Annotated in this window: 22 protein-coding genes; 9 read left to right on the plus strand and 13 right to left on the minus strand. The window is 60.2% G+C overall.

Annotation, left to right across the window (positions count from 1 at the left end; genetic code table 11):
• The first annotated feature begins 77 nt into the window (after nt 1-77).
• The gene (locus tag HEP89_RS26250; RefSeq protein ID WP_168693409.1) at nt 78-560 is read left to right on the plus strand and encodes an Lrp/AsnC family transcriptional regulator; all 483 of its coding nucleotides are present in this window, start codon (nt 78-80) and stop codon (nt 558-560) included.
• Between the two features lie 206 nt (nt 561-766).
• On the opposite strand, the gene HEP89_RS26255 is transcribed toward HEP89_RS26250, so the two are convergent.
• Nucleotides 767-1969 carry a methionine gamma-lyase gene (locus HEP89_RS26255; protein WP_168693410.1) on the minus strand — a complete coding sequence of 401 codons (1203 nt, stop codon included), beginning with the start codon at nt 1967-1969 and terminating at the stop codon, nt 767-769.
• A 113-nt stretch (nt 1970-2082) separates the two neighbouring features.
• Here HEP89_RS26255 and HEP89_RS26260 point away from each other — a divergent pair, with 113 nt between their 5' ends.
• Complete coding sequence (locus HEP89_RS26260) at nt 2083-2541, plus strand: Lrp/AsnC family transcriptional regulator (protein WP_055659083.1); 459 nt, start codon at nt 2083-2085, stop codon at nt 2539-2541.
• A gap of 16 nt (nt 2542-2557) precedes the next feature.
• Here the strand turns inward: HEP89_RS26260 and HEP89_RS26265 are convergent, their stop codons facing one another.
• The 7 genes from HEP89_RS26265 to HEP89_RS26295 form a co-directional block, all read right to left on the minus strand.
• A complete protein-coding gene (locus tag HEP89_RS26265) occupies nt 2558-3508 on the minus strand; it encodes a branched-chain amino acid ABC transporter permease (protein WP_022997697.1) in 951 nt (316 codons plus the stop codon).
• The gene (locus tag HEP89_RS26270) at nt 3508-4398 is read right to left on the minus strand and encodes a branched-chain amino acid ABC transporter permease (RefSeq protein WP_022997698.1); all 891 of its coding nucleotides are present in this window, start codon (nt 4396-4398) and stop codon (nt 3508-3510) included. The genes HEP89_RS26265 and HEP89_RS26270 overlap by 1 nt, the downstream gene beginning before the upstream one ends.
• Entirely contained in the window at nt 4395-5114 is a 720-nt protein-coding gene (locus tag HEP89_RS26275) for an ABC transporter ATP-binding protein (RefSeq protein WP_022997699.1), read from the minus strand. The genes HEP89_RS26270 and HEP89_RS26275 overlap by 4 nt, the downstream gene beginning before the upstream one ends.
• Nucleotides 5111-5884: an ABC transporter ATP-binding protein gene (locus HEP89_RS26280; protein WP_022997700.1), complete on the minus strand. Its 774-nt coding sequence runs from the start codon at nt 5882-5884 to the stop codon at nt 5111-5113. The genes HEP89_RS26275 and HEP89_RS26280 overlap by 4 nt, the downstream gene beginning before the upstream one ends.
• A gap of 17 nt (nt 5885-5901) precedes the next feature.
• Nucleotides 5902-7104: an ABC transporter substrate-binding protein gene (locus tag HEP89_RS26285; RefSeq protein ID WP_022997701.1), complete on the minus strand. Its 1203-nt coding sequence runs from the start codon at nt 7102-7104 to the stop codon at nt 5902-5904.
• 74 nt (nt 7105-7178) lie between these two features.
• Nucleotides 7179-8267 (minus strand): cupin domain-containing protein, encoded by a 1089-nt coding sequence (locus tag HEP89_RS26290; protein WP_168693411.1) that lies wholly within the window; start codon nt 8265-8267, stop codon nt 7179-7181.
• A gap of 30 nt (nt 8268-8297) precedes the next feature.
• Nucleotides 8298-9005 (minus strand): GntR family transcriptional regulator, encoded by a 708-nt coding sequence (locus tag HEP89_RS26295; protein WP_209014829.1) that lies wholly within the window; start codon nt 9003-9005, stop codon nt 8298-8300.
• A 243-nt stretch (nt 9006-9248) separates the two neighbouring features.
• On the opposite strand from HEP89_RS26295, the gene HEP89_RS26300 reads away from it, so the two are divergent.
• Nucleotides 9249-10382, plus strand: a complete 1134-nt coding sequence (locus HEP89_RS26300; RefSeq protein ID WP_168693413.1) for an aminotransferase class V-fold PLP-dependent enzyme — start codon at nt 9249-9251, stop codon at nt 10380-10382.
• Nucleotides 10383-10742: 360 nt separating this feature from the next.
• Here HEP89_RS26300 and HEP89_RS26305 read toward each other — a convergent pair whose 3' ends face one another.
• From HEP89_RS26305 to HEP89_RS26325, 5 genes are read right to left on the minus strand one after another with little or no spacing between them, the layout of a single operon-like run.
• Nucleotides 10743-12293, minus strand: a complete 1551-nt coding sequence (locus tag HEP89_RS26305) for an indolepyruvate oxidoreductase subunit beta family protein (protein ID WP_168693414.1) — start codon at nt 12291-12293, stop codon at nt 10743-10745.
• Nucleotides 12293-14443, minus strand: a complete 2151-nt coding sequence (locus HEP89_RS26310) for an indolepyruvate ferredoxin oxidoreductase subunit alpha (RefSeq protein ID WP_062489304.1) — start codon at nt 14441-14443, stop codon at nt 12293-12295. Before HEP89_RS26310 ends, HEP89_RS26305 begins: the two co-directional genes overlap by 1 nt.
• 23 nt (nt 14444-14466) lie before the next feature.
• Nucleotides 14467-14961 (minus strand): MarR family transcriptional regulator, encoded by a 495-nt coding sequence (locus HEP89_RS26315; protein WP_022997707.1) that lies wholly within the window; start codon nt 14959-14961, stop codon nt 14467-14469.
• Nucleotides 14958-16514, minus strand: a complete 1557-nt coding sequence (locus HEP89_RS26320) for an NAD(P)/FAD-dependent oxidoreductase (RefSeq protein WP_168693415.1) — start codon at nt 16512-16514, stop codon at nt 14958-14960. The genes HEP89_RS26315 and HEP89_RS26320 overlap by 4 nt, the downstream gene beginning before the upstream one ends.
• A gap of 11 nt (nt 16515-16525) precedes the next feature.
• Nucleotides 16526-17317 carry a cyclase family protein gene (locus HEP89_RS26325; protein ID WP_031268066.1) on the minus strand — a complete coding sequence of 264 codons (792 nt, stop codon included), beginning with the start codon at nt 17315-17317 and terminating at the stop codon, nt 16526-16528.
• Nucleotides 17318-17437: 120 nt separating this feature from the next.
• On the opposite strand from HEP89_RS26325, the gene HEP89_RS26330 reads away from it, so the two are divergent.
• The 6 genes from HEP89_RS26330 (at nt 17438) to HEP89_RS26355 (ending at nt 24207) form a co-directional block, all read left to right on the plus strand.
• A complete protein-coding gene (locus HEP89_RS26330) occupies nt 17438-18997 on the plus strand; it encodes an NAD(P)/FAD-dependent oxidoreductase (RefSeq protein ID WP_168693532.1) in 1560 nt (519 codons plus the stop codon).
• 50 nt (nt 18998-19047) lie between these two features.
• The gene (locus HEP89_RS26335; RefSeq protein WP_031268068.1) at nt 19048-20577 is read left to right on the plus strand and encodes an ABC transporter substrate-binding protein; all 1530 of its coding nucleotides are present in this window, start codon (nt 19048-19050) and stop codon (nt 20575-20577) included.
• A 100-nt stretch (nt 20578-20677) separates the two neighbouring features.
• Nucleotides 20678-21688 carry an ABC transporter permease gene (locus HEP89_RS26340; protein WP_022997712.1) on the plus strand — a complete coding sequence of 337 codons (1011 nt, stop codon included), beginning with the start codon at nt 20678-20680 and terminating at the stop codon, nt 21686-21688.
• The gene (locus HEP89_RS26345; protein WP_062489309.1) at nt 21681-22532 is read left to right on the plus strand and encodes an ABC transporter permease; all 852 of its coding nucleotides are present in this window, start codon (nt 21681-21683) and stop codon (nt 22530-22532) included. Before HEP89_RS26340 ends, HEP89_RS26345 begins: the two co-directional genes overlap by 8 nt.
• Nucleotides 22529-23407: an ABC transporter ATP-binding protein gene (locus HEP89_RS26350; protein ID WP_168693416.1), complete on the plus strand. Its 879-nt coding sequence runs from the start codon at nt 22529-22531 to the stop codon at nt 23405-23407. Before HEP89_RS26345 ends, HEP89_RS26350 begins: the two co-directional genes overlap by 4 nt.
• Complete coding sequence (locus HEP89_RS26355; protein WP_022997715.1) at nt 23404-24207, plus strand: ATP-binding cassette domain-containing protein; 804 nt, start codon at nt 23404-23406, stop codon at nt 24205-24207. Before HEP89_RS26350 ends, HEP89_RS26355 begins: the two co-directional genes overlap by 4 nt.
• Nucleotides 24208-24339: the final 132 nt, after the last annotated feature.

Below are 24339 nucleotides of genomic sequence, written 5' to 3' on the forward strand. Positions count from 1 at the left end.
ACTCTAGCTTCGGGCAAGAACCGGTTTCTTGCTATTTCCTAATCTTTTCGGCTAAGTCTTGGAGAGTTTCACCAAGAATGAGGCCTTCCTTGGCGATTTTCGACACGCTCGACACATTTGATATCCAGATCCTGCGGGAGCTGCGCCAGAACGGCAGAATTTCAATTCAGGATCTTTCCGAACGCATCGGCCTGAGTGCGACACCTGCAGCCCGCCGCCTGAGGCACCTGGAAGACCGCGGCATCGTGACAGGATATTGCGCGCTGATCGACGAGGTGAAGCTCGGCTACGAGGTTTCGGTCTTCGTGTCCGTTCAGCTCGACAAGCAGATCGACGTCACCCTGGACCAGTTCGAAGCCGCCATTCAGGCGTTTCCGGAAGTCGTCGACTGCTGGCTGATGACCGGCAACCGGGACTATCTCCTGCGCGTGGCAACCACCGGGCTCGCCGCCTTCGAAACCTTCCTGACCGGAAAGCTGACCAAGGTGCCCGGTGTCGCCAACATCGAAAGCTCCATTCCGCTGCGGCGTGTGAAATCCGGCGTGGCACGGACGCCCTGATTTAGGCTGTCCACCACGTTCCCCGACTCTCATTTCCACCGCTCCCTCATCCCGAGGAGCGCGTTCGCGCGCGTCTCGAAGGATGGGCCACTTGCTCCGGAATGTGGGGCCCATCCTTCGAGACAGCGCTTCGCGCTTCCTCAGGATGAGGTTGAGAGGAGGAGAGGATCTAGTGGTCTTTGGCAAGACTTGGGCGTTGACTGAGCTCAGGCCGCCGCCGCAACAGGTACCTGCGGCATGGCCTGTGCCATGTCTTCCAGGATGTCGTCGAGGTCTTCCAGGCCCACGGACAGGCGCACGAGGCCGTCGCTGATGCCGTGGGCGGCGCGCTCTTCCGGGGTGTAGGTGGAATGGGTCATGGACGCAGGGTGCTGGATCAGCGTCTCGGCATCGCCCAGGGATACGGCTCGCTGGATCATCTTCAGGCCATTCATCATGGAAATACCAGCTTCCAGTCCACCCTTCAGTTCAAAGGCAATCATGCCGCCCGGCTGGCTCATCTGCCTGTTCGCCAGTTCGTGCTGTTCGAAGCTTTCAAGTCCCGGGAAGTAGACCTTTGAGACCGCCGGATGGTCTTGCAGCCATTCGGCGACTTTCTGCGCGGACGCACAGTGCCTGTCCATGCGCAGGGCAAGCGTCTTCAAACCGCGCAGGATCAGCATGGCGCTGAACGGAGCCATCACCGCACCGGTCATGTCCTTCATGCCGACGAGGCGGATCTCCTGGATCTGGTCGGCCCGTCCGGCAACCAGACCGGCCACAACGTCACCATGACCACCCAGATACTTGGTGGCCGAATGCAGAACGAGGTCGGCGCCAAGTTCGATCGGGCGGGTGAGATAAGGCGTGGCATAGGTGTTGTCGACGATTACCGTCGCGCCGGCCTCATGGGCGATTTCCGAAACGTGGCTGATGTCGACAAGGCGCATGTTCGGGTTGGCCGGGGTCTCGAAATAGACAACCCGGGTCTTGTCGGAAATGACGGTGCGCAGGTTTTCCGGATCGGTCAGGTCAACATGGGTGATCTTGATGCCGAACTTGGTCAGGCCATAGCGCATATAGGCAAAGGTGCAGCCGTAAAGGGTTTCGTCGACGATGATCTCGTCCCCCGGTGCTACGAGCGTCCAAAGGGTCGCGGTGATCGCGCCCATGCCGGAAGAAAGCGCGAGACCGGCTTCCGCTCCTTCCAGATCCGCAATGCGGCGTTCCAGAAGATCCAGCGTCGGATTGGAAATGCGGCTGTAGATATGCCCTGCCCGCTCGCCCGCGAACATCTCACCGCCGGCTTCCGCCGTCTCGAACACGAAGGTGGAGGTCAGATGCAGCGGTGGCGTCAGAGATCCCTCGTTTTCAAGTGGATTGTAAGCGAGGTGGATCGCACGGCTGGCAAAACCCTTGTAAGCACTCATGGCTGTCTCCCTGATTTCAGCCTGAGCAATATGATCTAATCATAAGGGTGATAGATTTCAAAATCTGTCAGTGTTAGCCTTCTGATTAGCATAATCTGCCAATCGAGCTTCAAATGGACAAGAAAGACAGACAGATCATCCGTGCGCTGCAGCGGGATGGCCGCATGACCAACCAGGACCTGGCGGAAGCGGTCAACCTGTCGCCCTCGCCCTGCTTGCGCCGGCTCCGGAACCTGGAAGCCTCCGGGGCAATCAAGGGGTTTTCGGTGGATGTGGATGCTGCCGCCTACGGCCTGCCGATCACCGTCTTCGTCCGCATCCGGTTGGAGCGACACAACGAGGAGGATGTGCGCCGGTTCGAAAGTCGGATGCAGACCATCGAGGAGGTTCTGGAATGCCACGTGCTGACCGGCGCGATGGATTATCAGCTGCGCGTGGTGGTGTCGGATCTTGAAGCCTATGAGACCTTCATCCGCAACCGCATTCATCCGATCGGCGGCATTGCGTCGATCGATACCAGTTTCGTTTATGGCACCGTGAAGAAGACGGCGGTGTTTCCACCGCTCGCCTGACCTGACGGCAATGTTGCTATTCCTGCCGGAATTTCACTGGCGGCGATTTCTCCGGCAACAGTCCGGACCGGAAACGCTGCAGCACCACCTGCAGAAGCAGACCCACCAGCAGCATGCGGATGAACGAACTGCGGGTCGCCCATTCCGGCGGCAGGCGGTTGGTGAAGATTTCCGTCACGGACCAAAGCGTCCAGATGGTCAAGGCGCCAAGGATGGCCCCCCTGTTGTTGCCGGAACCACCGGCCATCAGCATCACCCAGACAAGGAAAGTCACCAGCAGCGGATCGGTGGCCGTGGGCGACAGGAAGCGGAAATAATGAGCTGACAGGCCACCGGCGATCCCCATGATGGCGCAACCGATGACGAAGGTCTGGATCCTGAATTTCTCGACGTTCTTGCCGACGGCCGCCGCTGAAGCCTCGTTGTCGCGGATCGCACGCAGGCTGCGCCCCCACGGGCTGTCGTGCAGGCGCGAGGCTGCCAGATAGACCAGCAGCACCACGAACCAGACAAAGCCGAGAAACACGATGTCCCCCATGCGCCCGGTGGTGAGGTCCGCCAAAGGCCTTGGAATGCGGGACAGGCCCAGACTGCCGTTGGTGAGCCAGCTTTCGTTGACGATGACGAGCCGCAGGATCTCGGCGATCCCGATGGAGGCCATCGCCAGATAGTCGCTCTTGAGACGTACGCAGATCTTGGCCACCGCCCAGCCGGCAAGCCCGGCGAGTATCGCAGCCCCGATCAATCCAATCGGCACAGGCAGGCCAAAGCCTCCGAGATGCTTGGACGAGGCCGCGGTTGTCAGGATCGCCGAGGTATAGGCCCCAACACCGTAGAAACCGGCGATACCGGCGTTGAAGAGGCCGCCCATGCCCCATTGTACATTCAGGGCAAGGCACAGGATTGCGTAGATACCGCCCAGGATCAGAAGACTGACCGCATAGAAAAAGAGACCGGTGAGTTCCATCAGAGCAACCTCCCCTTGAAGAGACCCTGAGGCCGGAAGATGAGCAGGCCGATCATCAGGACGAAGGCAACCGCCGTTTTGTAGGACGGGGAGATGAGCGCATCGTCACCGATCCAGTGATAGGAAGAAAGTTCCTCGGCCAGGCCGATGATGAAACCACCTGCCATGGCCCCCATCGGCTTGCCGATCCCACCCAGAATGGCAGCGGCAAACATAGGCATCAGCAGGTTCCAGCCCAGATTGGGGTGAGCACTGGTGTTCAAAGCGGCAAAGGTTCCAGCGATCGCCGCCAGAGCCGCGCCGATGATCCACGTCCAGCGAATGACCTTGGCGGTATCCAGACCGGAAACTTCGGCCAGTTCCGGATCGTCGGCAACTGCCCGCATGGACCGGCCGGTTCTTGTGACGGTCAGGAAGTAGTGCAGAAGCACGGCAATGATCGCTGTCGAGATCACCGCCTGCAGATGCAGCACCGACACCCGAAAGGTATCGAACAGGACCAGCGGCGGTTTAACGCCTGTCGAAAACACCTGGTTTTGAGAACCCCAGACCAACTGAACGATCGAACGGAAGACCAGCGCAATGCCGAAGGACGAGATCACCGTGTAAATGGTCGGCAGCTCGCGCAGTGGCTTGTAGAAATAGCGGTCGACCAGCAGTGCCGAGACAATCGTGAGTGCCATGCCGAAGGGGATCAGCAGAAGCGGATTGACCGGGACGATGGCAGCCATGGCCAGCACACCGTAAGTGCCCAGGGTCATCAGATCGCCGTGTGCAAAATGGGCAAAGCGCAGGATGCCGAAGATCATGGAAATCCCGACAGCGCCAAGCGCGTAGATGCTGCCGATGGCCAGCGCCGGGAACAGATAGAAATTCACGAACTCGATCATGCAGCCGCTCCCCCGAGGAAGAGGCGACGCACGTCTTCATCCGCCAGCAGCTCCTTGCCGGTTCCGCTGGCATAGTTTCGCCCGTTCACCAGAATATGGCCGTGATCGGCAATCTGCAGAGCCTGGCGGGCATTCTGTTCCACCATCAATATCGTGATCCCGGTTTTGCGGATGTCGAGAAGCAGATCGAAGATCCGCTCCAGATAGGCAGGCGACAGACCGGCTGTCGGCTCGTCCAGCAGCACCAGCTTCGGGTCGCTCATCAAGGCGCGGCCCATGGCAACCATCTGCCGCTGTCCACCCGAAAGCTCGCCAGCAGGCTGTTTCAACTTGTCCCGCAGGTCGGGAAACAGGGAGAGCACACGTTCGCGCGTCGCCGCTTTATCCTTTGGTGGAGCTGCATAGGTTCCGACATCAAGGTTCTCGTCTACGGACATGGTCGCAAAGACGTTTTTCGTCTGAGGCACTGCCGATACACCGAGCGGAACAAGAGCGGACGTCTTGCAGCCTGCCAGTTCCTTCGCGCCAAGTTTGATCGACCCGGCGGAGACGGTGGTCAGTGCGAAGATGGTTTTGAGCAAGGTCGACTTGCCGGCGCCGTTCGGCCCGAGAATGACCGCGATCTCGCCAGGCTCAACGGTCAGCGAGACCTCTTCGATGATGGGCGGACCGCCATAGCCGGCGCTGACGTTTGTGACGGAAAGTCGCTCGGTCATAGCTGCGCCTCGTATTTTCCGCCGCCGAAATAGGCTTCGATCACACGTTCGTCGTTACGCACGTCTTCGACCGAACCTTCTGTCAGCAGCGTGCCCTGCGCCATGACCAGCACGTGGTCGCACAGCTTGGAAACGTAATCGAGGTCATGCTCGATGAGACAGAAGGTCAGGCCCCGCTCCCGGTTCAGCATCAGGATCTTGTCCGCCAGCTTGGACAGAAGCGTGCGGTTGATGCCGGCACCGATTTCGTCCAGCAGGATGATCTTCGGGTTGCGCATCAGGGCGCGGCCGAGTTCGACCAGCTTCTTCTGACCACCGGAAAGATTGCCTGCCTTCTCGTCGATGACATGGTCCAGTTCAAGCAGGCGGACAGTGTCCCGCGCGGTCTCATAGATTTCCTGCTCCTCGGCCTGGTAGTGGCCGCGGCGGAAGATCACGTTGAAGACATTCTCGCCTTCCGGCGCCGAGGCAGACGCCATCAGGTTTTCGAGAACCGAGAGATGCCCGAATTCGTGAGGTATCTGGAAGGTGCGTGCGAGGCCTGCCTTGGCCCGTTGATGGGGTTTGAGCGCAGTTATGTCCTTCCCGTCCAGAAGCACCCGGCCGGCACTGGGCCGGATTGCACCTGCAATGACGTTGAAGGCGGTTGTTTTTCCCGCACCGTTCGGCCCGATCAGGCCGGTGATGCGGCCTGCGCCGATCTTGAAGCTTGCATGGTCAATAGCCCGCAAACCACCAAAATCGACGCAGATTTTGTCCAGCTCAATCACGCTGTCGCCTTGTCGGCTTATTCGACAATTTCGACTTGCTTGTAGCCGTCGCCGTCCACGACGAACTTGCCGATGTAGCCACCGACATCGCCGTTTTCATCGAACTCCGCGGAGCCGCTGGCACCGTCATAGTCGATGTCCTTGCCTTCCTTGATCAGCGCAATCGCCTTTGCCCATTCACCCGGGCCGACTTTCTCGCCCGGAGCCATGGCGACTTCCTTTAGGGCTTCGGCAATCTTTGCGCGGTCAGTCGAACCGGCCTTTTCAACAGCCAGCAGGGCCAGGAAAGTTGCGTCATAGGTCTGGTCGACAAAAGCCTTGTCGGCACCTTCGCCAAATTCGGCGTTGAAGGCATCATGCAGAGACTGCTGGGCCGGGTTTTCAGCCGGAGACGTCGGTGAGGAGAAGAACGAGGTCTTCAGGGCATCTGCGCCAACGTTCTGGATCAGCAGTTCGTCACGAAGGCCATCCGTGCCGATGAATTTGGTGAAGAGGCCACCTTCAATGGCCTGACGGACGATCTTGCCGCCGCTGTCGCCGGCATAGGCGATCACAACCAGCGCCTCGGCATCACCCTTGGCCAGGCTTGCAAGTTCCGAACGGTAGGAATCCTTCTTTTCTTCGTGCTTCGCCTCGGCGACGATTTCACCGCCGGCTTCAGTGTAGGCGTCGATGAATGTTTCCCCGATACCGACGCCATAGTCATTGTTGACGAAGGTGAGCGCGACTTTCTTGATGCCTTCGTCCATCACCATCTTGGCGAGAATCTCACCCTGATAGTTGTCTGAAGGCACAATGCGGAACACCAGGCCGTTGTCTTCCAGGAAGGTCATGGCCGGAGAGGTCGCGGTCGGCGAGATCTGCGGCACGCCCGCCGGAATGATTGCAGCTTCGGCAGCGGCAATGGTGGTGCCAGACATGAGCGAACCCATGATGATCGGCACGTTTTCCACGTTCACCAGCTTCTGGGCAGCGTCGACCGCGCCCTGGGCGGTGCCGGTGGTGTCACCGTAGACGGCAACTGCCGTGCCACCCAACAGACCGCCCTGCTCGTTCACCTGCTTGACCGCGAGATCGGCTGCATTTTGAAGCGGCGGAATGAAATTGGCGATCGGCCCCGTGATGTCCATCAGGATACCGATCTTGGTGTCGTCCGCCAGTGCGGCGGTGCCCGTGCCCAGCAACGCTGCTGCGGCCACAATTGTCGTCAATTTTCTCATGCTGTCATCCCCTCATGGCTTGACCTTGAACTCCTGCACAGCCTGTTCTTTCCTCCTCGACAGGCTTTGTCTTTTCAGTCGCGCAGGACCTCCGTTTCGAACCGGCCCGGCAGGCTGACTTCCAGCAGTTCCAGGTCGGCAGTTGCTTCCGCGTATCGCGTCGCCATGTTCGGCGGGATCACGAAGGCGTCTCCGGCAGACAGGCGGTAAGGATCTTTGCCTTCGCCCTCCAGGGTCATTTCGCCTGCCAGCACAAAGTTGAATAGAATATCGCAGTCATGACGCGTCCAGGGAGAGGCCTCCCCGACCGGACGAGCCACCATAACAGATGCCACGCCTCGGGTGTTGTCACAGATGGTGGTGTCGCGTGCCTCAAAACCCGGAATGCGGAACGGTTCAAAAACGCCGTCCTGTGCCAGGCTGTGCACGAATTTCTGTCCTTGCCACTCCCGATCCGGCCGCTCATGGGGCGTCGGCAGGGTCATCTCGTGGTCGATCTCGGTAATGTGCTCAGCAGGGACACCGATCTCGATTACCTCAATCCCTTCGGCTGCTTGCATTACGCGGTGACGGATTTCCGGCGGCTGGATGAAACAGTCACCGGCCCTCAGACGGCGCATGCCGCCCTGATCTTCATAAAGAACGTCGACCCAGCCGTGGACACAAAAGATCAGCTGAAACCCGACCTTGTGGAAGTGAACCATGTCCGGAACCGGTCCGTCCGGCACCCGGATATGCGAGGCGATCATGGCGCCGCCGAGCCGTGTCGGCACAAGATCCCGATAGGACATGCCCGCCCGGCCGATCACCCATGGGGCCTGGTCTGCCAGACGGCGCACCACGAAGGCGTGCTCGGTTTCAGGCATCACCAGCGGTGGATTGAGTTCATCGATTTCGACACGTGTCCCGCTCGGGGAGACCAGCAGGCGCTCGCCATCTGCAAATTCATCCGGATTTTCCGTCAGAATTCGCAACGTGCCTGGTGCTTCGCTTGCACCCTTTTCCACCCGCACGCGCAAGCCGTGACCGGAGAACACCGCAATTTCCGGGCTGTCGGCCGGATAGATCATGTCCAGCCGCATGTTCAGCTTCTTGGTGAAGAACGGCAGGTCCTTGGCAAGGTCCTGGGTCGGTAGTCTGACTTCCGCGCGGGTTTCCGTCATGTCCTGTCCATCGCTCCCTTTACCCCCGCTTCAGCCTGCCTGTGCAGAGGATGTTGTGTTCTGATTGCCGGCATCCTCATGTGCTGCGAGGTAGGCCGCCTCCCCTTCAAAAACGAACCGCAGGATCCGGTCGCTTGCGGCAACCGCGTCCCGGCGGCAGAAAGCCTGGTAAAGCTGGGTGTTACCGGCAACGATCAACGGATGGTTCGCCTGATGGGCGAAGGTCATCAGGCGCACGGCCTGCACCTGGGTCATGTAGCGCTGCAGCGCCTTGCGCAACGAAACATTCGGCACGGCGGCAATCCAGCTGTTGCGGAAAATCTCGCAGGCCCGATGCAAATGCTCGGTATCCCCCGCCGCCATAGCCGAACCCGCATCCTTGAGGATGTCGTCCAGTCCCTTCAACTCGTCTTCCGACAGGCTGAGCGCTGCCATGGCGGCTGCCCGCGGCTCAAGAAGACGTCGCAGATCGAAAATTTCCAGAATTTCCCGGTGGTCGAGACGCGGCAGCACAAAGCCCCGCGTTGTCGGTTCCAGATAGCCTTCATGGGCAAGACGCATCAGGGCATCACGAGCCGGCATGCGGGAAACGCCGAATTCGGCCGCCACGGCGGTGTCGACAAGGCGGATATCCTGACCAAGCTCTCCACGCTGGATGCGCCCCATGAGCAGGTCGTGGATCTGTCCGCTGGTGCTTTGTGCACCCGATGTGGAGGCGATTGATTTTCCTGCTGTCACCGGCAAGCCTCCCTTGTCACGAACCTCGCCACCGCGGCAAATTCGTATACAGAACAATTCAAGCCTAAACAGACACTCAGCCTATTCAACCCATTTTCAGGCATTTGAAAAGTCCTTTAAGCTTGAACTATCTCAAAAACTGTATACGAATATTCCAGTGAGGGTCAATAGCGTGTTTGAGACGGAAACGGATCTGTTTCAGCACCCCGATTGACCGAAGCAAACGACATTTCGGGGGACCGCATGACGACCAGGGAAGACGGCTACTTCCTCTATCATTCCATCGGCCAGTATCCCGGCAAGGAAGCCGGATTGAGCGCCGCGATGGCGGAGCTGGCCGCCGTCTGGAGTGCTCCGAACGATCAGCAGTGGCCCTATCTGCTCGGCAAGCGCGGAGAGTTCATCGATTACTGGCGCGCGATCATCGATGCACCCGCCGGGTCCGCCACGACCTGCGAGAACGTTACCCAGGGCGTCGACATGGTCATGCGGGCGCTGCCGGACGGCCTGCTGCGTGGCCGCAAGGTGCTGGTGGCCGCAGACTGTTTCCCTTCCAACCACTTTCTTCTCACCCGCCTGCAGGAACGGCTCGGCTTCGAGCTGGTAACCGTGCGGGCCCGTCAGGGCGCAAATTTCGTCGCTGACGAAGACATGATCGCCGAGTGGGACCGCGATGTCGCGCTCTGCCTGATCACCTGGGTCAGCTCCACAACCTCAAGACGCTCGGATCTGGAAACCCTCGTTGACCATGGCCGCTCGATGGGCAGCATCATCGGCGTGGACATCACACAGGCCGCAGGACTCCTGCCCTATTCGGTTGAGGCGCCGAACGTGGATTTTGTGGTCTCGACCAGTCTGAAATGGATGTGTGGCACGCCTGGAGCCGGCATCTTGTATGTCCACCCGGACCTGATCCGGGATTGCAGGCCGGAGCTGTGCGGCTGGTTCAGCCAGGACAACCCTTTCAATTGGGATATCGACGCCTTCGAATATGCCCCTGACATCCGCCGCTTCGACAACGGCACGCCGTCGATCATGCCTGCGGCCGCCTCCGTGCCCGCCCTCAAGTGGCATGCCAGCGCCGACAGGGTGTCCATCCTGCGCAGCAACCGGCACCTTTGCGGCATCCTGATCGATGGCGCGGATGACCTTGGCCTGAAGCTGCTCACACCGCGATCAGAAGAAGATCGTGGCGGCAGTCTCATGTTCGGACTTGCTTCGCCAGAACAAGCCGTGCAGGTGCTGAACCATCTGCGTGATGCCAGTTTTTCCGCAGATACCCGTGGCGCAACCCTCCGGCTCTCCCCCGGCATCCAGACGAGCGAAGACGCCACACGCGAAGTCGTGGAGGAACTGGGGAAGGCACTGGCAGGATGAGCCGGGAGGCCGTTTCGCCGGAGCCAGCACAAGCGGCCCATCCTTCGAGACGGCCTGACGGCCTCCTCAGGATGAGGGTGTGGGTGTAGCAGCCCGGAAAGTTGCCTCTCTGAATCGCAAACTTGCTCCAACCTCATCCTGAGGAAGCGCGGAACGCTGTCTCGACGGATGGGCTGCAAACTCGGCAAGAGCCGACGCAAATCCGGGCCCCACTCGCCTGCTCTCTTCGCCAGGAACGAGGCGAAGACTTGCCTTGAAGCCAGGATACTCTGGAAATGAGTAGCCCCCGGGTCCCGCTATGCTCGCCAGGAGGATAATCGAGGGGTATGTCCCGTCATTGAGTTCCGGGACACCCTTTCCTCAAACGAAGCTCTCAACCGTCTTCAGCGCCCCATCGAGATCCGTGCCCTTTTCATCCTTGAGGGCAGCTTCGCGCAGGCGGGCAACCCAATCAGGACCATCGTCCCGGTTTTCCACCATCCTTGCGCCGGCCAGCACCTTGTCGAATTTCGACAGGCCTCGTGCATGGGTGTCGGAATAGCCCTTGATAAGCCTGCGGCAGCGCAGGGTTTCCACGGCCATGGCATAACGGTCCGGCAGGTAACCGGAGACCATCTTCAACCAGCTTTCCAGATGATCCTGCTCCATCCGGTGGCGCAAGGTCTTGCGGCGCCAGCCGCGCAAACCACCGAGGAAATAGAGCATTGCAAAGCCGCGCAGGCTATCGGTGCGGATGCGGCGACCACGATTGAACCAGCGGTCGATGCGGTTCATCCAGACTGGATCGTTCTCCATCTTCCGGCCCATCTTTTCCGGCAACAGGCCGACAATTTCTTCCGCACGCGGGTGAAGATAGTCGGTCAGGTGCATCAGCTTGCCGTCCTTCACCTGCATTTCCGTTTCAATCCGGTCGAAACGCTGCGACCGCGTTTTCAGGTCAGCAACCCGAATGACATCGTCATAGGCCATCGCATTGGCGATGTACTTGGCAGCCTCGCGGGAGAGCTCGTAATCCTTCTCCGCGCTATCCCGGCTGACGAGACTTTCCAGCCTGCCGAGATACTCCGCCCCATAGTCGGTATCCTGGAAATCGACGACTTTCTGCAGCCCCGCCCGTGCCATCTCGCGAACAGGCTCCGGCAGAGCCGCGACCTTTGCTTCCAGAGATGCCCAGGCCTTCTGCGCCATATCCGGCCCGGCCGGTCTGACAATTTCCTGCCTGGCCGATTTTGCGGCTTCAACCTTCGGCTCTTCGCCATTTTTCGCCAGATCGTAACCTGCGGCGAAAGCCCTGAGGCTTGCCTCAACGCCCTTGCCGCCAGCGCGAATGGCCTCTTCAAAAGCCGCCCGTTCGAAGGGCAAAGCGCCGGAGCCAGCCAGTGCGCCAAAAAGCGAAGCGGAAATCACGGATCCGACTTTCAGGGCAGCCGTATCCATATCAGCCAGAACAAGCTTCTGTGCTGCCAGTTCAGCTGCCGCTTTTACCTCCTCCGAGGACGCCATGCCGTCGCCCGGCACGGTTTTTTCAGAGACAGCAAGCATGCGGTGGGTCGAAGCGATCAGCGTGGTGCGATCGGGGGTCACGAAACCGCGAATGATCGCACGCCCGGCCTCCATCATTTCCGCGGCAATGATAATGTCGACATCGCCAGCAGATGGCGCGAGCGAAAAGACGGGGGCCGCGACATCGCCCGGCGCCATCTCCATATAGTAGATGGTCGCACCGGTTCTCTGGGCGACACCGGCCACGCTCGTTGCCTGGCAATGATAGCCTTGTGACCTGGCCAGGCCCTCGATCCAGTTGATCAGAACGCCACCGCCCTGACCGCCAACGGCCAGAATGGCGAGTTTGATGATCCCTTCGAGCGCCGGATCTGCCGGTCTGGCTTCCAGTGGCAATGAAAGCGACATCACACGCCCTCCCCGGTAAAGGTCAGACGGGAGCCGGCCCGCCGTGTCTGCAGCCAGGAAATGATCCTTGTGCGAAGCCCCGCATACCAGGCTTCAAAGCCTGTCGGGTTGTGAACCACTTTCGCTTCATAGAAGGACGGACACAGGATGGCGGCGTCGGCGACTTCGCCGCAGTTGCCACAGCCCACGCAGGACTGGTCGATATGTGCCACCGGATCATCCCGCAGCGGGTCATCGAGTTTCTTCAGCGAAAGCGACGGACACCCGGACAGACGGATGCAGGCGTGATCGCCAGTGCAGACGTCCTGATCGACGCCGAACCGCGGCACCTCGACCCGCTCGCCGCCTGCAATCGCCTTGTTGCGCTGGGGCTTTTCCCGGCGTTGGCGGTTGAGCATGCATTCGGAGGACGCGACGATCACCTTCGGACCATCATAGTCGGTCGTCAGTGCCTCGCGAATGGTTTCGCGCATCCGGGTGACATCATAGGTCCGGTCGATCTGCCGGATCCACTTGACCCCCGCTCCTTGCAACGCCTTGGTGATCGGGTTGTTTGTCGACTTGGTCTTGTTCTTCGCCCGGCTGGAGGGAATGTCCTGTCCGCCGGTTGCCGCCGAATAATAGTTGTCGACGATGATCGCGACGCTGTCGGACTTGTTGAACACCATGTTGCCGATGGAAGTGCTGAGGCCGTTATGCCAGAAGCCGCCATCGCCGATGATCGAAATTGCACGCCTCTCGCCGCCGCCGTCAAAGGCCGCGTTGGAGGCCGGCCCGAGGCCGTAGCCCATGGTGGAGCCGCCAATTTCGAAGGGCGGCAGGCAGGCAAACAAATGGCAGCCGATATCACCGGTGATCTGATGCTGGCCGACTTCCTGCTCCACCATCTTCAACGAGGCAAAGATCGGACGTTCCGGACACCCGGTGCAAAAACCCGGCGGACGGATCGGTACGGTCTTGGAAAGATCCGGCAGTTCCGGCTTGGGCGCGTTTGGTGCCAGCACCTTGCCCGGCAGAAGCTCGGGCGCGTACTGGCGAACGAAGGTGTCCAGACCGTCGAGCATGATCTGGCCGGTGTATTCACCCGCACGCGGGAAAATACCCTTGCCTTCCAGCTTCGTTGTCCGGCCTTCCTTGTAGAGCATCGCCCCGAGCTGCTGCTCGATAAACTCCGGCTGGCCTTCCTCGACCATCAGCACGGCTTCCTTGCCGGCGCAGAATTCAAGCAGTTCGGATTTCACCAGAGGATAGGTGACATTGAGCACATGAAGCGGGATGGATGTGTTCCCGCTGATATCGGCAAGTCCTAAGCGTTGCAGCGCCCGGATGACACTGTTGTAGATGCCGCCGAGACAGACGATCCCGACCTTGCCCTCTTCCGGGCCGAAATGCTCGTTCAGACGATTTTCCAGAATGAACTTTTCAGCAGCAGGCCAGCGGTTGTCTATCTTGTCATGCTCATGCGCATAGGACATCGGCGGCAGGACAACGCGCTTGAAATCGCGCATCGGACTGGAGAGCGCGTCGCGCACGGACAGCGGCGGCGGAACGTTGTCCCGGGTTTCGAACCGGCCAGTGACATGGCAGGAGCGGATGCGCACCATCAGCATGACCGGCGAATTGCTGGCTTCCGACAGGGCAAAGCCGTCGCCAACGGATTTGACGATGGATGCCAGGTTCGGGCGCGGGTCGAGCAGCCAGAACTGGGATTTCATGGCAAAGGCGTAGGAACGCTCCTGCATGATGGAGCTGCCTTCGCCGTAATCCTCGCCGACGATGACAAGCGCACCGCCGTTGACGCCGGACGAGGCCAGGTTGGCGAGTGCATCGGATGCGACATTGACGCCGACAGAGCCCTTGAAGGTGACGGCACCACGAATGGGATAATGCACGGAGGCTGCCAGCATGGCGGCGGCAGCAGCTTCCGAGGCATTGGCCTCGAAACGGATGCCGAGTTCGCCCAGAAGATCCTCCGCATCGGCCAGCACATCCATCAGATGGGAGATCGGAGCCCCCTGATAGCCGCCGACATAGCCGACACCGTTTTCCAGGAGTGCCTTGGTGATGGCCAGAATACCCTCACCCGTGAAGGTGTCTCCTGTTCCCTTGCGAAGATGCTCTACCTCAGCCTTGAACGACCTTTCGGCCATCGGCCCCTCCTTACGCGATCAACTCATATCGGGTGCTTGCGCACGTTCTTCAAAATTGCCTGCAGCGTGGCGACGAAGGCCCGCTGGTCCGCGTCGCTGATGCCCTTGAACATCTGCCGGTATGCACCAGCCAGATGCGGCCAGAGCTGCTCATGCGTGTCGCGCCCCTTGGGCGTCAGATGAATGCGGACGGCACGGCTGTCGTCCTTGTCTGCAACGCGCCGGACAAGCCCGTCCCGTTCAAGTGCGTCCAACGCCCGGCTGAGCGTCGACACTTCGACGACCGCATAAATGGCAAGTTCCCGGATCAGCAGGCCGTCGATCACGGACAAGACGGCAAGCGTACGCATCTTCGGCGTCGTCAGGCCCAGATTGGCCATTTCGTCACGCAGCGCCGCGTTGTAGCGGCCCATGATACGGTTCATCAGATAGGGCGGGAAATTCTCCAGCCCAATTTCGCCAAGCCGCTGCACACGTGCTTCTTCCGTGATGACGTCCGTCCGATCCTCGTTGCTCATGCACCCATCCATTTCGCCAGATTGTAGCCGGACCCGCCACCGAGCCCCGGCCCCGGATGGGTCGAAGCGCCGATCATGTGCAGGTTCCGGATTTGGGTGGCGCTATTAACGGAATGAGCAAAGGGGCGCCAGATGAAAAACTGATCGATGCTGCAGGCCCCGCCGTAGGGATCTCCACCGACCAGATTGATATTGATATCGTTCAGATCCGCTGGCGAATAAGCCCGCCGTGCAAGCTTGATCTGATCGAAGTTGCGGATATGCCGCTTCAGGATTTCTTCAAGCCGGTCTGCAAAGGCCTCCCGGGTTGCTTCGGTCCATTCCGGACCGGTCTCTATCTTGCCCGCGGCGTCGCCCTTGATCCTGCGCGGAGCGTCAGGGATCTGAAGCCACAACACCCCCTTGCCTTCCGGCGCCCTTGAGGGGTCCAGACGATGCGGCTGGCCAACACATATCGTGGGAACTTCAGGCAGAAGGCCCCGCTCGGCCTCGTTGGCGGACTTGGAAACACTGTCGATGCCGTCCGCAAGGTGGATCAGCGCAACATCCTCAAGCCCTTCGACGATCCAGTCCGGGTCACCATCCAGAGCATAGTGAAGCTGGAAATTGCCGCGGCCGTAGCGGTATTTCTGCGTGGCTTCCGGGAGTGCTTCCTGTTTCAAAAGCCGCTGATAGAGCTGCGTTGGCGTGACGGAGGCAATCACCGACCGCGCCTTGATGGTCTCACCGCTCGCCGTTTCGACGCCGACCGCCTTGCCGTCCTTCACCAGGACACGTTCGACATCGACACCGGTGCGGATCTTGCCACCCTTGGCCTCAATCAATTTTCGGAACGCCTCCGGCACGGAGCCTGAGCCGCCCTTCGCCACTGGTGCCCCGGCAGCTTCGAGCGCAAATGCAATTACCCGGCCCATCTGACCCGAATAGGTGCTTTCCGGCGTCAAACCGGTGTGCAGAACCCAGGGCGCCCAAAGTGCCTGCAGGGTTTCGCTATGATAATTCCCTTCCAGCCAGCCGCGAGCCGGCTGCAGGCAGGCACCGAGCCACGCCTTTAATCCGCCAAGACCACGTTTCCAGGCTTGGGCGAGCATCAGGCGCGCCATCTTGCCAGACCAGAGCGGGCTCCCCAGCAAGGCAAACAGAAACTCCGCATCGGCTTCGATACCGCCGACGTCGGCCGCATGCTGCTTGCCGTCGCCTGCCGCGAGGGCCTCGAAGGCTGCAATGTTGGCCGCGCGGTCCATCGTCACCTTCAGCGCCTCCCCTCCCGGCCGTAAAACGGCGGTCGGATGCGGCGTGTGGCAGAATTCAAGACCATGCCGGCCAAGATCTTCCGCCAACTCCGCATAGGCAGGTGAGGTTATGAAAAGAACGAAGGTGGCCGCCATCACATCGTGCCGGAATCCGGGCAGCGTGATTTCCTCTGTCCGCATACAGCCGCCAAGGACGTCTGAGCGTTCCAGAAGCAGAACCGGCTCCCCTCTGCGCGACAGCATTGCTGCCGCGACGAGGGCATTTATACCGGAGCCGACGATTACGTGCGGAGCGGCCATTTCGAGACGCCTCAGGCTTTCGGAACCAGAGCCAGTGCCCGGATGGGGCTACCAGTGCCGCGTTCGATTTTCAGCGGAGCGGCAATCAGGATCGCCCCCTTCGCCGGCAGCTTGTCGAGATTGGCAAGCGATGCCAAACCGAAGCAATTGTCCCTGTGCAACAGGTTATGTGCCGGGAACGGCGGCTCCATGCCACCGGCCTGACCGGCATCAGTGCCGATGCACTGGCTGCCCCAGCCTACGATCTTCTTCGACAGCAGATATTCAATGGCATCCGGTGTCGGTCCGGGGCTGTGCGGGCCCGCTTCGTCGGCATTGAGGAAGGCGGCTTCATCGCCGGCGCGCTTGTCCCAGTCGGTGCGCATCACAACCCATTCACCGGCACCGATCTCGCCGTGCTCGGCTTCCCAGGCCTTGATCAAATCCGCAGTCAGCAGAAAATCAGGATCAGCAGCGCTTTCCTTGGAACAGTCGATCACATTGACCGGCGCAATCAGACGCTGCACATCCAGCGTGTCCGTAAAGCCGTCGCTGTAGTCCTTCCCGGTAATCCAGTGATGTGGCGCATCGAAATGCGTGCCGGAATGCTCCCCCAGAACCATCCAGTTCCAGGCGAAGAAAGGACCGTCAGCGTCATATTCACTGATCTTGTGGATCTCGACCTTCGGCGTATTCTTTGCAAAATCAGGCGGAAGTTGCAGGATCGGCGTATTCGGACCCAGAACGCCCGTGCAATCCACCACTTCCACTTCTCCGGACAGGAGTTTAGCTCCAAGCCCGCTGAGCGCGCTCTCTGCAGACATAATCGTTCCCTCTGTACCTCTGTGGCCTGTCGGCTCGTTATCACAATTCAATGCTAGACAGATTTATTTGTATTTGCAATTATCTTCTGCGAACGACGGAGGGGATTGATCGTGACCGAGGTGTTGGACGGCGTCATTATCGGCAGCGGGCATAACAGCCTTGCCTGCGCTGTTCATCTTGCAGCTCAAGGCTGGAAGGTCGGTGTCTTCGAGCGCGCGGGGGAACCTGGCGGGGCGGTCAAATCGGGCGAGTACACGCTACCCAGCTACCGCCACGACTGGGCGGCCATGAACCTTTCCCTGTTTGCAGGTTCCGCCTTCTTCAAGCAATACTCCGAGGAACTGGGCAGCCACGGGCTGGCTTTCGCGCCAGCATCCAATTGTTTCTCTTCCGTTTTTCCGGACGGCACCTGGCTTGGCGTCAGCAATGACCTGGAAACGACGGCTTCGCGAATCGAAAAGATCTGCCCGGAAGACGCACGTGTCTGGCGGGCGCTGACATCGGAATTCCCGGGACGCGCAGAGACATTGTTCGCGCTTCTGGGCAGTCCGGCAAAAAAACGTGCATTTGCATATATATTGTTCAAGGAGTGGCGAAAAAGCGGTTCGGACGGTGTGCTGGACCTTGCCCGCTTTCTGCTATCCTCGCCGCGCGACTGGCTGAACACAACCTTCACATCGCCGAAGGTGCGTGCCCTTCTTGCGGCCTGGGGGATGCATCTGGATTTTGCACCCGACATTTCAGGCGGCGCGCTGTTCCCCTACCTGGAAGGCATGGTCAATCAGGCCTTCGGCATGGTTCTGGGTCAGGGCGGAGCGGATACGATCGTCAAGGCCATGGTTTCGCAGATCAAGGCTTCGGGCGGATCGGTGACCTGCAATGCAGAAGTCACGCGCGTGATCGTCGAGAATGGACAGGCACGCGGTATCGAGCTCAAGGACGGTCGGCAGATCATGGCCCGTAAGGCGGTGATCGCCAACGTCGCCCCATCCGCCTTGCTGAAACTTGCGGGCGAAACCGGCAACGCGCGGTATGACCTCGGCCTGAAGAAATCAGCACATGCGCCGGGCACGATGATGATTCATCTTGCCATGGACGCCCTGCCCGACTGGACCGCAGGCGAAGAGCTGAAAAAATTCGCCTATGTGCACATGGCTCCGGACCTCGATCAGATGGCACGAACCTATGCACAGGCCCAGGCCGGCCTTCTGCCGGAAGAACCGGTGATTGTCTGCGGTCAGCCAACCGTCGTCGACCCGAGCCGGGCACCGGAGGGCAAGCATGTTCTCTGGCTTCAGGTCCGCATGGCACCCGGCACCATCAAGGGTGATGCCGCCGGCAAGATTGCGGCCACCGACTGGACCGAAGCGGCGGAGCCATTCGCCGAACGCGCACTCGATATTCTGGAACGTTATGCCCCCGGCACGAGGGCCAAGATCCTCGGCCGCCATATCGTATCGCCCGCCCTGCTGGAGGCGGACAATCCCAACCTGGTCGGAGGAGACCAGGTCTGCGGAAGCCATCATCTGACCCAGCATTTCATGTTCAGGCCCGTACGCGGCTTTGCCGACGGAACGACGCCGGTTGGAAACCTTTACCACACCGGCGCGGCCGTCTGGCCCGGTGCGGGAACCGGCGCAGGGCCCGGATATCTGCTTGCACAAAAACTTGCCGGATAGCGACAAAAACAAACGCACCGGCACCAGAGGTAAAATGGGGAACAGTAACCATGAGAGTTTCAAGACGCACACTGCTTAAAAGTGCGGCCGCCAGCGGATTGCTGACAGCCGTCGGAACACCGGTAGCATTCGCCAGCGATATCGAAGAGCTGGTGATCGCCTATAACGTCAACCTGCCGAGCTGGGATCCGACAGTCGGCCCGTCCGCGGTCAACCCGACCATCCAGGGCATCTACCAGTCCGTGTTCGACATGTTCATTCATCAGAACACGGACCTCAGCTTTGCGCCGGGCATCATCACCGGCTGGGGCTGGAACGACGACAAGTCGAAGATCTGGATGGATGTGCGCGAAGGCGTCACCTGGCACAACGGCGATCCGCTGACACCGGAAGACATCGTCTGGTCGCTGGAACGCGCCGGCAATCCGGACACGGGCAATCCGATCCAGTTCATCTGGGGCAAGGTTGGCAACTTCCAGATCGACGGCAACAAGATCACCGCCGACGTCAAGGAGTACGAGCCCACCATCTTCAAGTGGATGAGCTTCCTGACCGGCTATGTGATGCCGAAGAAATACTATGAGGAAGTCGGCGCAGACGGCTTCGAGGCCAAGCCGATCGGCACCGGGCCTTACATGGTCGACAAGTTCGAGCGCAACGCCTTCGTCCGGCTGAAAGCCAACGAGAACTACTGGGGCGGCGCACCAGAATTCAAGACGGTCACGATCAAGTTCGTCACCGATGCGTCCAGCCGAACCTTTGAGGTGATGTCGGGCAATGCGCATGTCACGCTGGAAATGCCTTACGAGGAATTCGACCGGCTGAAGGAAAACGACGGCATCGTCGGCACCGCAGCCCCGATCTCCGACATCGGCATGATCTTCATCAACGATGTCGATCCGATGCTGGACGAAAACGTGCGCAAGGCGATGGCCTATTCCATCGACAAGAAGACCATCATCGAACGTCTCCTGTCGGGATACGGCGTGCCCATCGACACGCTGCAGACACCCGACTATTCCGCTTATGATGCCTCCATCACCGTTCCCTACGACCCGGACAAGGCAAAGGAACTGCTGGCGGCATCCGGCTTCGGTCCGGACAATCCGGTCAAGTTCAAGATCCAGACCACCCGCGGCTTCAAGCCGAAGGATTACGAGATCATTCAGGCCATCGTAGGCTTGTGGCGCAAGATCGGCATCGAAGCGGAAATCGAAGTCTACGAAATCGCCAAGCATTACGAATTGCGCGCGGCCGATACGCTGGCCCCGGCAGCCTTCTACAACTGGGGCAATGCCATTGGCGACCCGACCACCTCGACCGGCTTTGCCATGTTCGGCCCCTCGCCTCACTCCGTCTGGGATGGCGAAGAGCTAATGCAGAAGATCCTGCCGCTTTGGGGTGAGGCTGACGAGGACAAGCGCATCGAAGGCTGGAAGGAAGTCGATCGCCACATTGCAGAAAATGCCCTGGTCATTCCGCTCCTGCAGTACGTCCAGCCGATCCTGCACAGCGACAAGGTCAAGGTCACGCCGCACGCTTCCGGCGCGCTGCTGCCTGCGTTGATGACGCGTTCCTAAAAATCCGGAATTTTCGAACCCGCCTTCGCCGCAACACTCTCTAAAGCTTGCTCCCGGGGTGTTGCGGCGACTTTTTCCGATTTTTGGGCCAAATACCGTCATGCAAATCGTGCGCGCGCTGCTGACGCGCCTCATCACAACGCTTATCACCCTGCTTGGGGCCGCGATCATCGTGTTCGTGGTCATCCGGGTCGTTCCTGGCAACCCCATCGCCATGATGCTGCCGCCCGGGGCGACAGATGCCGACATTGACCGGCTGAAAGCGCTTTACGGGCTCGACAAGAGCATCTTCGAACAGTTCGTGATCTGGATCTCCAACGTGATCCAGGGTGATTTCGGCACGTCCATCACCCTGCGCCAGCCGGTCTACGACCTGGTGATCGGCCGTTTGCCGGCCACGCTGGAACTCTCGGTCATGGCCTTGCTGATCGCCGTCATCATCGGAGGCGCTGCCGCTCTTACTGCAACGCTCTACCGCGGTTCCAAGGTGGAAGGCGGGATCGACGTTGCCGGCGGCATCGCGCTGTCCCTGCCGGATTTCCTTTGGGGCCTGGCGCTGATCCTGCTGTTCGGCGTGCTGTGGCCGCTGTTTCACATTTCCGGCCGGATATCGCCTTCGCTCGGGTTCGAGTTCAGTTCCAACTTCTATCTCTTCGAAGCGCTCGCCCGGTTCCGGTTCGACGTGGTGCTGGATCTCATGGGGCACATGCTCATGCCGGCGCTCGCACTGGCAATCCCGCTGGCGGCCATTATCCTGCAGCTCCTCAAGCAATCCCTGAAGGAATGCATGCACGACGACTACATCACCCTGGCCCGCACAAAGGGCTATTCGGAAAGCTCGATCATCCTGCGTGATGCCTTGCCGAACGCGATCCTTCCCACGCTGACGCTTATCGGCGTGCAGTTCACCTTCCTCATCGGCGGTACGGTTATCATCGAACGCCTGTTTTCCTACGAAGGTCTCGGCAACATGGCGATCGACGCGGTGATCAACCGAGACCTGCCATTGATCCAGGGCATCGTCCTGATTTTCGCCCTGCTCTTCACGATGGTCAATCTGGTGGTGGACATGGCCTATGCCGCCCTGAACCCGAGGCTGCGCCATGCGTGACGCCAGAGGACATATCCGTCGCCTGCCTGGCATCAGGCTCTGGCTCAGTGGCGGCTGGCTCACCTTCCTGGTGCTGGCAGCCGTCTTCGCCCCCCTGATCAGCCCGCATGACCCGCTGGCACAGGATCTTTTCGCCGGACGTCTGCCACCCTTCTTCGAACAAGGCGCCGACCCGGCCTATTTGCTGGGAACCGACAGCCTCGGCCGCGACGTGCTCAGCCGCATGCTCTATGGCGCAAGACTTGCGCTGATCGTGGCGCTGGTTGCCGGGACGCTTACCTGTCTTATCGGGGCAACGCTTGGCCTGATCGCAGGGTACTACCGGGGCTGGGCGGATCTGGTGATCTCGCGCTTCATCGACATCTGGATGGCCTTCCCTCCGGTTCTCTTTGCAATCCTGCTGATTGCGGTTCTGGGAACCGGACTGATGTCCGTCATCATTGCCATTGTCGTCATTGACTGGACCCGCTTTGCGCGTGTTGTCCGGGCTGAAGCGATGAGCCAGGGAGCGATGGACTATGTGGCGTCGGCGCAGGTTGCCGGCCGCACCCGTTTCGGCACCGCCCTGACCGAGATCCTGCCGAACGTCCTGCCGACCATCGTCGCCCTCTTGACGCTGGAAATGGGTATCGCGGTGATCGTCGAGGCGATCCTGTCCTTCGTGAACCTGTCCATTTCCACGGACCAGCCGACATGGGGCGGCATGATTGCCGAAGGCCGTACCTCCATCTATCAGGCCTGGTGGGTGCTGGTGTTTCCCTTGTTCGCGCTTTTCCTGACGGTGCTGAGCTTTTCCCAGCTCGGCGAAGGCCTGAAGGACCATTTCGATCCGGTGCTGCGATGAGCTTTCTGTCCATTCAGGACCTGACGGTCCAGTTGAAGAACGGCATGCCGCTGCTCCGGCATGTCTCGCTTGATGTGGAGCCTGGTGAGGTGCGTGCACTTGTCGGGGAAAGTGGCGCAGGCAAGAGCATGATCGGCAAGGCTGTTCTCGGCATACTGCCGAAGGCCGCAAGGTTGACCGGGGGCAAGATCCTGCTAGACGGGGAAGACCTGCAGACGCTTTCCCAAAAGGCAAGACGCCAGCGGATTGGCGCCCGCGCGGCCCTGATACCGCAGGACCCGCTCACCGCGCTCAATCCATCCCGCCGTGTCGGGCCGCAGATCACGGACAGGCTGGTGGATATTCTAGGCTGGAAACGCCCGGATGCCGAGAAACGGGCGTTGGAGCTGTTGGAAGAGGTCCACATCCAGTCACCGGAACGGGTGATGAAGGCCTATCCGCACGAACTGTCCGGCGGCATGCGCCAGCGTATCCTGATTGCGTCCGCCTTTGCCGCCGAACCGAAGCTGATCATCGCCGACGAGCCGACGACAGCGCTCGACGTGACCGTTCAAAAGCAGATCCTCAAGCTGATCCGCGAAATGCAGCAGCGCCACGGCACTGCTCTGCTGTTCGTCACCCACGATCTGGGTGTCGTCTCGAAGATAGCCCAGTCGCTGACAGTGCTCTATGCGGGCAAGGTGATTGAAGAAACCTCCGTCGAGAAGTTCTTTGCCGCGCCTTCGCACGCCTATTCGAAGGCCCTGCTCGCGGCAACGCCGAAATACACAGACCCGCAAGGCTCACTGACACCTGTACCGGAAGGCGTGACGCAAGCGGTGGAAGCTGAAGTGGCTGCCTTCGACGCACAATTGAACGCAGGAGCCCGGCCATGAGCGATATCATCTACGAGCTGAAAGACCTGCACGTCTCCTTTCCGGACATGTCCCGCAAACCGCTTCTTGGCGCGGCACCGCGGATCGACGTTCTGAAAGGCCTATCCTTCGATATTCCCAAGGGCGAAGTCCTCGGCATCGTCGGAGGGTCCGGATCAGGCAAATCCACGCTCGGCAGGGCACTGATCCGCCTGATCGAACCGGACAGTGGCGCGATCCGGTTTGAAGGCACTGACATCACCCATCTTCATGAGGACAGCCTGCGGCCCTTGCGCAGGCGCTTCCAGATGATCTTTCAGGACCCGATGTCTTCACTCAATCCTCGCCGGCGTGTCGGCGGTATCATTGCCGGACCACTTCGCCTTCAGGGACTCGACAACATCAAGGGCCGGGTCGACGAAGCACTCGACATGGTTGGCCTGCCCCGGCATTTCGCGACGCGCTATCCACACGAGTTGTCCGGCGGTCAACGCCAGCGCGTCGGGATAGCAAGGGCAATCGCCCTGAAACCCGACTTTATCCTGGCCGACGAGATCGTGTCCGGGCTCGATGTGTCCTCCCAGGCCCAGGTGCTCAACCTGCTTGAGAGCCTCGTCAAGGACCTCGGTCTCACCCTGGCCTTCATCAGTCATGATCTCTCAGTGATCCGGCGGCTGTGTACCCGCATCCTGGTGCTCTACAAGGGCGAGATTGTCGAAAACTCCGAAACGGCCGAACTCTTCGCCAATCCGAAAGCGGACTACACACGCACTCTGCTCGACGCAATTCCGCTGCCTGATCCGAAACAGGTCTGGCTCTGAAACAACAGCCCGGCACCGGTCCGGATTGCCGGGCCGATGCCACAAATCCGGTCGGCCCGTGGAATGCGTCTTCGTTTGCCTGGGGTCGAGCCAGTGCGCTTTACCGGTCGTTGATTATCTCTTTCACCGCTT

It is taken from the genome of Labrenzia sp. 5N, assembly GCF_012395805.1.
Taxonomy (GTDB): domain Bacteria; phylum Pseudomonadota; class Alphaproteobacteria; order Rhizobiales; family Stappiaceae; genus Roseibium; species Roseibium algicola.

Excerpts from the sequence above, each read along its gene's own strand:
- HEP89_RS26250 (WP_168693409.1), top strand. The coding sequence starts at position 78 with ATGAGGCCTTCCTTGGCGATTTTCGACACGCTCGACACATTTGATATC.
- HEP89_RS26255 (WP_168693410.1), bottom strand. The coding sequence starts at position 1,969 with ATGAGTGCTTACAAGGGTTTTGCCAGCCGTGCGATCCACCTCGCTTAC.
- HEP89_RS26260 (WP_055659083.1), top strand. The coding sequence starts at position 2,083 with ATGGACAAGAAAGACAGACAGATCATCCGTGCGCTGCAGCGGGATGGC.
- HEP89_RS26265 (WP_022997697.1), bottom strand. The coding sequence starts at position 3,508 with ATGGAACTCACCGGTCTCTTTTTCTATGCGGTCAGTCTTCTGATCCTG.
- HEP89_RS26270 (WP_022997698.1), bottom strand. The coding sequence starts at position 4,398 with ATGATCGAGTTCGTGAATTTCTATCTGTTCCCGGCGCTGGCCATCGGC.
- HEP89_RS26275 (WP_022997699.1), bottom strand. The coding sequence starts at position 5,114 with ATGACCGAGCGACTTTCCGTCACAAACGTCAGCGCCGGCTATGGCGGT.
- HEP89_RS26285 (WP_022997701.1), bottom strand. The coding sequence starts at position 7,104 with ATGAGAAAATTGACGACAATTGTGGCCGCAGCAGCGTTGCTGGGCACG.
- HEP89_RS26290 (WP_168693411.1), bottom strand. The coding sequence starts at position 8,267 with ATGACGGAAACCCGCGCGGAAGTCAGACTACCGACCCAGGACCTTGCC.
- HEP89_RS26300 (WP_168693413.1), top strand. The coding sequence starts at position 9,249 with ATGACGACCAGGGAAGACGGCTACTTCCTCTATCATTCCATCGGCCAG.
- HEP89_RS26305 (WP_168693414.1), bottom strand. The coding sequence starts at position 12,293 with ATGTCGCTTTCATTGCCACTGGAAGCCAGACCGGCAGATCCGGCGCTC.
- HEP89_RS26310 (WP_062489304.1), bottom strand. The coding sequence starts at position 14,443 with ATGGCCGAAAGGTCGTTCAAGGCTGAGGTAGAGCATCTTCGCAAGGGA.
- HEP89_RS26315 (WP_022997707.1), bottom strand. The coding sequence starts at position 14,961 with ATGAGCAACGAGGATCGGACGGACGTCATCACGGAAGAAGCACGTGTG.
- HEP89_RS26320 (WP_168693415.1), bottom strand. The coding sequence starts at position 16,514 with ATGGCCGCTCCGCACGTAATCGTCGGCTCCGGTATAAATGCCCTCGTC.
- HEP89_RS26325 (WP_031268066.1), bottom strand. The coding sequence starts at position 17,317 with ATGTCTGCAGAGAGCGCGCTCAGCGGGCTTGGAGCTAAACTCCTGTCC.
- HEP89_RS26335 (WP_031268068.1), top strand. The coding sequence starts at position 19,048 with ATGAGAGTTTCAAGACGCACACTGCTTAAAAGTGCGGCCGCCAGCGGA.
- HEP89_RS26340 (WP_022997712.1), top strand. The coding sequence starts at position 20,678 with ATGCAAATCGTGCGCGCGCTGCTGACGCGCCTCATCACAACGCTTATC.
- HEP89_RS26345 (WP_062489309.1), top strand. The coding sequence starts at position 21,681 with ATGCGTGACGCCAGAGGACATATCCGTCGCCTGCCTGGCATCAGGCTC.
- HEP89_RS26350 (WP_168693416.1), top strand. The coding sequence starts at position 22,529 with ATGAGCTTTCTGTCCATTCAGGACCTGACGGTCCAGTTGAAGAACGGC.
- HEP89_RS26355 (WP_022997715.1), top strand. The coding sequence starts at position 23,404 with ATGAGCGATATCATCTACGAGCTGAAAGACCTGCACGTCTCCTTTCCG.